At 64.3% G+C, this 9552-nt stretch carries 9 protein-coding genes; 3 read left to right on the plus strand and 6 right to left on the minus strand.

Features of this window, described 5'->3' with window-relative positions; all coding sequences use genetic code 11:
• On the plus strand, nt 1-422 hold a 422-nt coding region (locus G3O06_RS44400), incomplete at its 5' end, for a zinc-binding dehydrogenase (protein ID WP_205819864.1).
• A 59-nt stretch (nt 423-481) separates the two neighbouring features.
• Here G3O06_RS44400 and G3O06_RS44405 read toward each other — a convergent pair.
• Nucleotides 482-1996: an MDR family MFS transporter gene (locus G3O06_RS44405; RefSeq protein WP_205819865.1), complete on the minus strand. Its 1515-nt coding sequence runs from the start codon at nt 1994-1996 to the stop codon at nt 482-484.
• A 230-nt stretch (nt 1997-2226) separates the two neighbouring features.
• On the opposite strand from G3O06_RS44405, the gene G3O06_RS44410 reads away from it, so the two are divergent.
• Nucleotides 2227-3786 (plus strand): methyl-accepting chemotaxis protein, encoded by a 1560-nt coding sequence (locus tag G3O06_RS44410; protein ID WP_174997901.1) that lies wholly within the window; start codon nt 2227-2229, stop codon nt 3784-3786.
• Nucleotides 3787-3903: 117 nt separating this feature from the next.
• On the opposite strand, the gene G3O06_RS44415 is transcribed toward G3O06_RS44410, so the two are convergent.
• The 5 genes from G3O06_RS44415 to G3O06_RS44435 form a co-directional block, all read right to left on the minus strand.
• Entirely contained in the window at nt 3904-4323 is a 420-nt protein-coding gene (locus G3O06_RS44415) for a hypothetical protein (protein WP_205819866.1), read from the minus strand.
• A gap of 6 nt (nt 4324-4329) precedes the next feature.
• A complete protein-coding gene (locus tag G3O06_RS49440) occupies nt 4330-4761 on the minus strand; it encodes a hypothetical protein (RefSeq protein WP_241020554.1) in 432 nt (143 codons plus the stop codon).
• The gene (locus tag G3O06_RS44425; RefSeq protein WP_205819867.1) at nt 4728-5945 is read right to left on the minus strand and encodes a DUF6402 family protein; all 1218 of its coding nucleotides are present in this window, start codon (nt 5943-5945) and stop codon (nt 4728-4730) included. The genes G3O06_RS49440 and G3O06_RS44425 overlap by 34 nt, the downstream gene beginning before the upstream one ends.
• Nucleotides 5946-6142: 197 nt before the next feature.
• On the minus strand, nt 6143-7810 hold the full coding sequence (locus tag G3O06_RS44430; RefSeq protein WP_205819868.1) for an ATP-dependent helicase: 1668 nt from the start codon (nt 7808-7810) through the stop codon (nt 6143-6145).
• Between the two features lie 126 nt (nt 7811-7936).
• Nucleotides 7937-8791, minus strand: a complete 855-nt coding sequence (locus G3O06_RS44435; RefSeq protein ID WP_006485970.1) for a helix-turn-helix domain-containing protein — start codon at nt 8789-8791, stop codon at nt 7937-7939.
• Between the two features lie 224 nt (nt 8792-9015).
• Between G3O06_RS44435 and G3O06_RS44440 the strand changes: the two genes are divergently transcribed.
• Nucleotides 9016-9552 (plus strand): FAD-dependent oxidoreductase (locus tag G3O06_RS44440; protein ID WP_205819869.1); only part of this gene is annotated, 537 nt, incomplete at its 3' end.

A 9552-nucleotide genomic window follows, 5' to 3' on the forward strand; every position in this document is an offset into this window, starting at 1 on the left:
TGGTCGTCGATTACCGCGAGGAGGATTTTGTCGCGGCGGCCCGTGCATTCGGCGGCGGCGCCGGGGTCGATTACGCGATCGACGGAATCGGCGGCGACGTGCTGACGCGCACGCTCGGCGCGGTCCGTCCGTTCGGGATGGTCGCGAGCATCGGGCAGGTGGCCGCGATCGGCGCGCGGCAGACGTTCGATCTCGACGAACTGGGGCCGGCGCGCTCGATCGCGCTGGCGCGGCCGAGCGTGCTCGGCTTCATCGCGCGCGACGTCGACGGATATCGGGAGGCTGCGCGCGCGACGCTCGAACGGCTGGCGGGCGGGATGCACGTGGAGATCGGCGCGCGGGTGCCACTCGAACAGGCGGCCGATGCACACCGGTTGCTGGAGTCGCGTGCGACGACGGGCGGGGTCGTGCTGGTGCCTTGACGGCGGGCGGAGGTGGATCGCGATGCGGCTCGACGCTCGCGTCGCGATCCACGGGAGCCTCAGTTGTGCTTGCGCAGCGGCGCATCCTCGACGAACCACGCGAGCACGAACGCGATCGCGATGACCGTCGCCGCCGCGAGATACACGACGTGCAGCGAACCGGCGAACGCATGCAGGTACGCGTCGCGCACGGCATCCGGCAACTGGTGCACGGCGGCCGGGCCGAGCGCGGGCGGCAGCTCCGTGCCGGCCGGCAGCGCATCCATCACCCGCGACTGCAGCCCGTGCGAGAACAGCGCGCCGAACGCCGCGACGCCGAGTGAGCCGCCGATCGAACGGAACAGCGTCGCGCCCGACGTCGCGACGCCCATGTGCCGGAATTCGACCGTGTTCTGCACGGCGAGCGTGAGCACGGGCATCACCATGCCGAGCCCGATCCCGAGCAGCGCCATGTACGCATACATCGTGTGCAGCGGCGTATCGAGCGTCAGCGTCGACAGCAGCGCCATCGCGATGCCGCCGGTCAGCGTGCCCAGGATCGGGCACATCCGGTACGAGCCGAGCCGCGAGATCAGCCGGCCGCTGACGATCGACGTCACGAGCATCCCGCCCATCATCGGCAGCAGCTGCATCCCGGCCTGCGACGGCGTCGATCCTTTCACGACCTGCAGGTAGAGCGGGATGAACGTGACCGAGCCGAACAGCGCGATGCCGACGACGAAGCCGATCAGGCTGACCAGCACGAAGGTGCGATGGCGGAACAGTTCGAGCGGCATGATCGGCTCGGCTGCGAGCCGCTCTTCATAAATGAAGCCGCCGATCGCGACGACGCCGAGCACGAGCGTCATCCACAGCTGCGGGGATGTCCACGGCAGCAGCGAGCCGCCTTCGCTCGTGAACAGGATCACGCAGGTGAGGGCGGTGGCGAGGAACGCGGCGCCCATGTAGTCGATCCGGTGCTTCACGTGCGCGGTGTGCGGCCGGAATGCGACGCCGATCACCGCGAGCGCGAGAAAGCCGAGCGGCAGGTTGATCGTGAAGATCCAGCGCCACGACAGGTGCTCGACCAGGAAGCCGCCGAGCAGCGGGCCGATGATCGTCGCGAGGCCATACACGCCGCCGAACATCCCCTGGTAGCGTGCGCGGCGATCGGGCGGCACCAGATCGCCGATCGCGGCCATCGTGACGACCATCAGGCCGCCGCCACCCAGCCCCTGCAGCGCGCGCAGCACGATCAGCTGCGTCATGTCCTGCGCGACGCCGCACAGCGCGGACCCCGCGAGGAACAGCACGATCGCGGCCTGCAGCACGATCTTGCGGCCGTACAGGTCGCCGAGCTTGCCGTACAGGGGTAGCACGACGGTGGACGACAGCAGGTACGCGGTGACGACCCACGACAACTGGTCGAGCCCGCCGAGCTCGCCGACGATCGTCGGCAGCGCGGTCGACACGATCGTCTGGTCGAGTGCGGACAGCAGCATGACGAGCAGCAGCGCGGCGACGATCAGCCCGGTCGGCGCGTCGCGGCGGGCCGTTTCGGCGGCCGGCGGAGTGAGGAGGGTGTCGGTTGTCATTGATATATCTGCCATGGCAGGGAATTGTGTCGAACTATAGCCATGAATAGTTGACTGGTCAATTTCTGCCCAGCCTCGATATGTTGCAGCCGTAACAGGAGATTGCCGGCCCGAAAAATTGACCGGGATCAGGGGAAAGCGGGGCCGGACTCAAGTTTTTTGCAGGCAAACCGTAATACAGAGTGCTGCGGACCGATTGCCGCGGCACTTTTCACCGCTCACGTCCCGTCATGAACCTGAACGCCCTGTTTTCCCGTTTCTCGATCCGTACGCGGATCTTCTCCACGCTCGGTCTCGTCGCCGTACTGCTCGTCGTATCGGGGCTGATCGGCCTCGCCGGCATGCAGAGCTCGAACCGTGCGCTCGACGAGGCCTATACGCAGCAACTGGCTGCGAAGACCGCGCTGTCGGCGGCCAGCCTGAACCTGACGATCGTGCGTACCACGCTCGATCGCGCCATGCTGCATCCGGAAGCGCCGGAAGTGCCCGATCTCGTCAAGAAAGCCGAGAGCTATCTCGCGAAGGCCGACACCGCATGGCGCGGCTACGCGTCGATGCCGCACGACGGCGACGAAGGCCCGCTCGCGAGCGGCCTCGACGCCGCGCGCCAGGCGCTGATCGGGCAGGCACTGAAGCCGATGATCGACGCGGTTCGCGATGGCCGCCGCGAAGAGGCGGACCGGCTGCTGATGTCGGTTGCGCCGCCGCTGTCGGTCGCGCTCACGCAGGCGACCGATGCGCTCGATGCGTACCAGGTGGCCCGCGGCAAGGATGTATACGACACCGCGCAGACCTATTACGGCTGGATGCGCGCGGGCGCGATTGCTGGTATCGCATTCGGCCTGGCCGCGTGCCTCGGCTGCGCGATCGGCCTGCATTACGCGATCACGCAGCCGGTGAACCGGCTGCTGTCGCACTTCCGCCGCCTGTCGGACGGCGACCTGACGTCGGAAGTGCGCTGGTCGTCGCGCGACGAGATGGCCGAGCTGGTCAAGGGCGTGACCGGCATGCAGCGCAGCCTCGCGGACACCGTGCGCCAGGTCAGCCAGGGTTCCGAAGCGATCTCGACGGCGACGCACCAGATCGCGGCCGGCAACACCGACCTGTCGCAGCGCACCGAGGAACAGGCGTCCGCGCTGCAGGAGACGGCCGCGAGCATGGAGCAGCTCACTGCGACCGTGAAGCAGAACGCGGACAATGCGGTGGAGGCGCAGGCCTGCGCGGATACCGCGAGCGAGATCGCCACGCGTGGCGCGACAGTCGTCGGCGAAGTGATCGGCACGATGAACGAGATCGACCAGAGCTCGCAGAAGGTCGCCGACATCATCGGCACGATCGAGGGCATCGCGTTCCAGACCAACATCCTCGCGCTGAATGCGGCGGTCGAAGCTGCGCGGGCAGGCGAGCAGGGCCGCGGCTTCGCGGTGGTCGCGGGCGAGGTGCGCACGCTTGCGCAACGTTCGGCATCGGCGGCGAAGGAAATCCGCACGCTGATCGGCGAATCGGTCGAGCGCGTCGCGACCGGCTCGCGGCTCGTCGGCATGGCCGGCACGACGATGCAGGACATCCAGCAGGCGATCGGACGCGTGACGGGCATCATGACCGAGATCGCGGCCGCGTCGAGCGAGCAGCGCGACGGGATCGAGCAGGTGAACCGCGCGGTGTCGCAGATGGACCAGGTGTCGCAGCAGAACGCGGCGCTCGTCGAGCAGGCCGCGGCGGCTGCCGCGTCGCTGGAAGAGCAGGCCGACGGGCTGCGCCGCGCGGTGGGGGCGTTCCGGGTGGCTTGATCGATGGTGGGGGCGGTTGAGAGCAGTGCGACCGCCGACTGCGTCTGTTTTTCGCCCCCGCTTCAATTCATTCGCGATTGTGGCGCCGTGATTGTGCCGACGCCGCTAGCGGGATGGTCAGACGTCAGGACCCGAGTCGAGCCGGATCGTCTCGCACAGCACCGCAACCTCTGCGCCACATGACGGCTCGAGTACGAGCAACGCCTTTCGACCGGCGTCGAAATCGGCCAGATACTGATTGAGCTGAGAATCGTCGACATTCGCTGCGTCGAAATCCTCCCTGCTGCCAATCCATTTCAGCCACTGGCGCACCTCTGTCTGCGAAAACGGATAGACGGGAGATAGCAGAAGGCGTGACACGACATTCTGTTGCGTAAAATCGATGATTCGCAGGGAAATGACGCCGGTGAAGCAAAAGGAATGGATTTCGCCACCGACTCGACGGAATCGAAGCCGCAACTCCTGATCGGCCGGACGATGGTCGATCGTGACGAGCTCGGCATCGTGGAAGGTCGGGATGCTGTCGGGCCTCATCATGTGTGCTCAAAAGAGGGGCAGTCTGGCGCGAAGCCAGTCCCACTTGGTTGGCGGAATCATCAAATATTTATTGTAGTTCGATTCATCTGTCAAATCGATGTAACGAACCAGGTTACCCTCATAATTCAAGGGCTGATGAAAGCTCTTTCCGTGGTACCAGTTGACGGAGAAGTATCGTTTCGCAAGAAGCTCTCCTTTTTCGCTGAAGACCTTCAGTTCTATTTTGTCGTTCGTCCCATCTTGATCATTTCCGCCGGTGCCGCACATCTTGAATCGATATGGAACTCCGTTCATGTTTTTTGTGCCGCCATCCAGCGTTTCCGGGCGATCGTAGAAATCGCATCGTCCATAGGCAGGCCGACTGAAATGAATGATCAGGCCTGCGCCGACATAAAAAATAATGGCTAAGCCAATGTATCTGATGGCTCTAGTCTGCATATCTCACCAAGCTCAAGATGAATTGGTTTATTCAGCCTCAGACGGACTGGTTTTGAATATATCATGAAGTCACTGCCTTGATGGTGCTTTTGCCGCCAGCGGTTGTAGTCTGCATTGTAGACGGGAAAGTAAACGTCGGAATCCCTGAATCGTCCAAACAAACTTCTCCGTGTGTCGACGGGTTTGTTGATGGCTCTTGCCCAGACGTCAATATCGGAGTTCCGTTTTGGTGAGCTGGATTTTGTCAGCAATGAGCCTGGTGAGATAATTACCCCATGTTTGTTCCAGTGCCCGAGGTATTGCTTGCCGTTGAATGAGTAATTGTCTTTGACGTAAACGTAGAGGTGTGTAATTTTTCCGGTTGCATTGAGGCAATAGAAATTGCCGGATTTTTCGTACCGAAAATACTTCTCTCCCGAAATTTCAACACTCCCTATTGCGGCGTAGATGTTGAAATTCGCCAGTGCTCCGGTGAGATCTGTGGGTGAAAAATTTTCTAGGGTGTCAAAGTTGCTTATCGACGACAACTGAAACTGCCAGTCGGAATGGAATTTCCGTAAATTTTCGATAAATACGGAAGTGTTGAAGCTGAGTGTTGGGTGTCTATCCAGAAAGAGATTTTTGATGAAGGGCTTGGTGATGTTTATTGCTGTCCTCACGGATCGCTCGCTATAAATATCATTCGCCAGGAGCTTGTCATACTTTTTCCTGACGCTCCCGAATCTCAAAGCCCAATCAAGAGTGACGTCGCCGTCATTCAATGGCTGAGCTGACGTTGGGTCGTCATTGTAAGTATGCGCAGGGCTCGCGAACCAGATTCGCGCAAGTTTGGCCGAGACCTTCCAGCCCAGATTGTCCATCGCAATCGGTACGTCTTGAAGGTCGAAGGGCGGCGGGTTTTCGCAGACTTCGGCGTCTGGTGGCTTCGGTGGTTCCTTGACCATCGCCTGATCGGTTTTCGGCAATGGGGCAGCTGCAGAACCCTGCCTGGTAACACTCGGCGCTTCGGGCGTCGGCTTGGGAAGAGGGGGCGGTGGCTTTTCCCCCGGCGCCAGTCTGTCGAGCGAAACGCCCTTCCGAGTCTCAATGGGAATGCATCCTCTGGAGCCCTGATATTCCTTCAGCCCTGATCCAAACAGTCCTTTCTGCGGTTTGTAGTACGGCACCTTCTTTACGTCGGCCATCGAATATCCCGTGCGCAGCGAATGGCCAGGCATCGTAACGACGTGCCGCACGGGGATAAACCATCAGGGGTCGCCGGAATCGCGAAGAAGGCGACCCGTTCAGGGTTTGGGGCGAAACGAAATGTGCCCGATTGTGTCGGCGCGTAATGTCGGGGATCAGGAGATCGTCCCCGTGCCGGACGAGCCGCTCTCCGGCGTCAACCCGCCCCAAGCTGCGCGGCCGCGCGTGACGACGCGACGATCAGCAGCTTCATCGTCGCACGCGTCGCACCGACGAACAGCTTGCGCGCGGCGCGCGCGTCGAGCGCGTCGAAGTCGACCTCGGTGAGGATCACGCACGGCGCCGACTGGCCCTTGAAGCGGTAGATCGAATCGAGCAGCACGTCGCCTTCGCGATACTCCGGGTTGCCGAACAGGTCGTACTTGCCGGTGAAGCTCTTGAGCCGGTGCGGGCCGAGCTGGTCGAGCGGCGCGAGCACCGAGCCTTCGCGGCCGCGATACGACAGCACCGCGATGTCCTGCTTGCGAAAGCCGAGGGACAGCGCGTGCGTGATCGCGCGCTTGGTCGCGTCGATGCAGGCTTCGGCCAGAGCGTCTCCCGACGCGCCTTCTTCCCCGTACGCCGACACCGACGGATCCGAACCGTCGAACGGGCTGCCCGAACGCAACTCGGCCGCGAGCGGCTCGACCCGGCCGACGATGTCGCGCACGAATTCGAGCAGGTCGCGCGGGCTGCGGTAGTTCGTGAGCGCCTTCAGCGTGACCCAGCCCGGCAGCGCGACGGGCTCGCGCATGTACAAATTCTGCAGCGGATCTTCCAGCCACCACCATGCGCCATCCGGCGCCAGCAAGCGCTCCAGGGCGGCCGCCCACGGCGCGTGGAAATCCTGCCCTTCGTCGACCACCAGCACATCGAAGTGCCAATGCTCGGGAATCGGCGTTTGCGCGAAGCGCGCTTCGAGCCGCTCGAATTCGCCGGGTACCTGGAAGTCGGGCGTATAGCCGCCGTCGCGCACGACCCAGTCGCACAGCTGGTGGTAGTTCGCGATCTTCGCGCCGGGCGGCGCGATGCGCGCGATGTAGTCGGCGAGCGGCCGGTTGAAGCACACGTAGAGCACGCGCTTGCCGGCCGCGACGGCATCGCGCATCGCCTGCACCGCGAGCTGCGTCTTGCCCGAGCCGGCCGTGCCGGTGACGCGCAGCCGGAACGGCGCGAATTCGAGCTGGCGCGCCCACGCGGCGAGCCCGCCCGACAGCCGCGTGACGAGCGTGCCGGCCTGGCCGACGAGCGCGCTCGTGTCGGGCGTGAGTGCAAGCTCGTCCGCGAGGAAATGGTGGAGTTTCGGTGCGTTCGGAAAGTGCTCGTCGTCTTCGGGCAGGATCTGCAGGATCACCTGCGCGAGCTGCGCCTTGCGCGACGCATCGACGATGCGGTCGGCCGCGACGCCGGCGATCGACGCGTCGCGGATCGAGTAGTCGGGGCAGTACAGCAGCGCCTCGACGCCGTAGACGCCCGCGCCGAGCGCAGCCGTCAGGCGCCGGTGCAGCGTTTCCTGCGTGCGCGCAAGCTGGATCGGGACATTGCGTTCCTTCTGCAGATAGACCTTCACGAGCCCTTTCGGCGTTTCGCGCAGGAAGCCGGCTTTCTGCTCGATCAGCAGCACGCGGCCGGCCGGGCTCACGACGACGAACGCCGCTTCGCCGAACACCGAGAACCCCTGGTCGGCGCGGGTCCAGTGCACGCCGTGATACACGGTGTAGCTGTCGGGCAGCGTGCGTTCGAGCGCAGCGAGCGTTTCGCGCTCGCGTTCGGCCGCGCCGATTGCGGCGAGGCTTTTCCAGTCGTCGGGGATGAGGCGGGCCATGGCGTCGGGCGGCGGATGCCGGCGTGGGCGTGAACAGGTGCGGCTATTGTACTGAGCTATGAACCTGTTCACGAACGCCGTGCCGCGCGGACGTCGACCGTCCGGGGGAGATGCGGCCCGGAGGTGTTACCCGCGTGCGAGCCGTTTCGCGAGATCGGCGCTGAGGATCGCCATGCGCGCGGGCTTTTCGTAGCAGACCACGTCGAACGCGCGGATCACTTCGCTGATGTCGGCTTCGCTCGCGCGGCCGGTGAGCAGGTCGCCCGTCAGCACGAAGATCGGCGCGCCCGGGTTGTCGGACGTGCGCACGGCCTTGATCGCGGTGGCGGCGGTGCTGTCGTCGAACAGCCACTCGGTCAGGACCGCGTCGAATGCCTGGCCCTGCAGCGCGTCGACGAACGGCGCGAGGCCGTCGAATGCGGCCGTCGCGAAACCCTGACGTTCGAGATAGCGGCACAGCTCGGTCGCGCTGACGCGATCGGGGTCGATCACCGCGACGACGAGCTTGTCGCTCTCCGCGCGGCGCGGATAGATCTCGATCTTGTGCACGTCGTACGCGTTCTGGTACAGCACGCCGGTGTGGCGCAGCACGCGCCAGCGGCCGTTTTGTTCATACGCGACGAATTCGGGGCGCGCGCCGGCTTCGAGCGGCGCGCCGATCCATGCGGTGCACGGAATCTCGGCGACGCCTGCGTAAAGTACGGCTTCCTGCGAATAGGCGCCGACCATGCCGGGGTCGAGCGTTTGCGCGCCGAACAGCTGCGCGGCGGGCTCGCCGTACGCTTCGGCGACTTTCTTGATCTGCGCGAGCGTCCAGGGGCTGCTGCCGCGCAGTTTGCGGTGGCCTTGCGAGAAACTCAGGTCGAGGATGCGGCACAGCTCGGTGGTCTGCTGGCGCTTGCCGATGCCGTTGCGGGTCATCAGCTCGCGCACGCGCTCGGCAACCGCGAGGGAATCCGTGGTGATTGCTTCAGTGGTCATGCTACGGGAACGGATCGTGACGTTCAGAACGACGCCTTGCGGCAGTCTCGACGGACAGTCTTCATGACGTCCAGGGGCGAGCCGACCGGCCACGCGCGGAAAAGATAACTTTACCGCAAAATGGTCGTTATTCAGCGCGGTGAAAGGTGCGTTTGTGTGAAAGGTGTGTCACGACGTTACCATCGCCGCCCGTATCCTGACGTATTAACGCCTGACAGGAAACAATGACGACAACCTATCCGCTGCACGATGCCCTGACCCTCGCCGACACAGCATTCCCGGCCGAAGCCGACGTCGTGATCGCCGGCGCCGGCATCATGGGCTGCGCAGCCGCGTATTACCTGGGCCTGCGCGGCCTGAAGGCCGTCGTGCTCGACAAGTCGCGCATTGCCGGGCAGCAGTCGACACGTGCATGGGGCTTCGTTCGGCAGCAGGGGCGCGAAGCGGCCGAGGTGCCGCTGATGATGGCCGGCATGCGGATCTGGGAGGGGTTAGAGGAAACCCTCGGTTTCGATCTCGAATGGCGTCAGGGCGGCTGTCTTTATATTGCGGACAACGAAACGGACTGGGCGTCGTTCAATGCGTGGCTCGCCGTCGCGCGCGAGTACGGGCTCGACACGCGCACGCTGACGCGCGCACAGATCGATGAGCGCGTCAGCGGCCTTTCGCCGCAGGCACGCACGCTCGGCGGGCTGTACACCGCGACCGACGGGCAGGCCGAGCCGCGCCGCGTGGCTGCCGCGTTCGCCGCGCGTGCCGCC

The sequence above is a fragment of the Burkholderia sp. Ac-20345 genome (assembly GCF_017104825.1).
GTDB lineage: Bacteria > Pseudomonadota > Gammaproteobacteria > Burkholderiales > Burkholderiaceae > Burkholderia > Burkholderia lata_B.

Coding starts and splice junctions, on each gene's coding strand:
- G3O06_RS49440 (WP_241020554.1), bottom strand. CDS start 4,761: ATGCAGACTAGAGCCATCAGATACATTGGCTTAGCCATTATTTTTTAT.
- G3O06_RS44415 (WP_205819866.1), bottom strand. CDS start 4,323: ATGATGAGGCCCGACAGCATCCCGACCTTCCACGATGCCGAGCTCGTC.
- G3O06_RS44430 (WP_205819868.1), bottom strand. CDS start 7,810: ATGGCCCGCCTCATCCCCGACGACTGGAAAAGCCTCGCCGCAATCGGC.
- G3O06_RS44425 (WP_205819867.1), bottom strand. CDS start 5,945: ATGGCCGACGTAAAGAAGGTGCCGTACTACAAACCGCAGAAAGGACTG.
- G3O06_RS44410 (WP_174997901.1), top strand. CDS start 2,227: ATGAACCTGAACGCCCTGTTTTCCCGTTTCTCGATCCGTACGCGGATC.
- G3O06_RS44405 (WP_205819865.1), bottom strand. CDS start 1,996: ATGACAACCGACACCCTCCTCACTCCGCCGGCCGCCGAAACGGCCCGC.
- G3O06_RS44435 (WP_006485970.1), bottom strand. CDS start 8,791: ATGACCACTGAAGCAATCACCACGGATTCCCTCGCGGTTGCCGAGCGC.